This window comes from Pseudomonas floridensis (assembly GCF_002087235.1).
GTDB lineage: Bacteria > Pseudomonadota > Gammaproteobacteria > Pseudomonadales > Pseudomonadaceae > Aquipseudomonas > Aquipseudomonas floridensis.
Window position 1 is genome coordinate 1 of the sequence record NZ_MUIO01000246.1, and the last position, 685, is coordinate 685.

Annotated in this window: 1 pseudogene; it reads left to right on the forward strand. The window is 54.2% G+C overall.

What is annotated here, in order from left to right:
• Window positions 1-111: 111 nt before the first annotated feature.
• Window positions 112-685: pseudogene (locus BZK31_RS30240) on the forward strand (DUF6708 domain-containing protein); the annotation flags it as partial.

Sequence of the window (685 nt, forward strand, 5' to 3'; positions counted from 1 at the left end):
CCCCCAGCGACGAACTGATCCAGCAGAGCGAAGCCGTGCGCAAGACGCTGCGCAAAGGGCTGACCGTGTTCGATCATTTCGCCAGCGTCGAAAAAAGCGAGGTCAGGGAAAATGCCTGAGGACCAATACGAACGCCTGCCTGTAGCCGGGGATACGGAAAACGAGTCCGGTACTGAAGTTTTCTACCTTGCTCCACGGCCAGTCCCCACCGGGGTTGCAGCTTTTAGCTCGCGCAGCCTTCACCAATACGCCAATGACGTTTACATGGACTTTGGGCTGGATGCAGCGACGGTGGAATTTGCGGTGCGTTGTTACATTGGTTCGGTAATGTTCATGGTCATCCTTTTTGTGCTGATCTCCATAGGATTAGGAATTAATGATCACGTCAAATATGGAGATCCAGTTTTCGAAATTTTTCTGACTTTGTTTCTGCCAAATCCTTATCTCTGGGGTTTCGTGGGAGGCTTGGCACTGATGTATCTCTATTGTTTCGCTCAAGCCGTCTACCCCCATTCCAAAATCCCGCCTACTCGCTTCAACCGCCAGCGTCGTGAAGTCGCCTATGTGGCCAGCCGGGGCGAGCCGCCGCGTTTCATTCCGTGGGAAGACGTCATCGCCTGCGTCAGCAGCAGCATGGTCGCCACCCCGTACGGCACCCAGCAGAATTATGCCCTGATGATCGGTC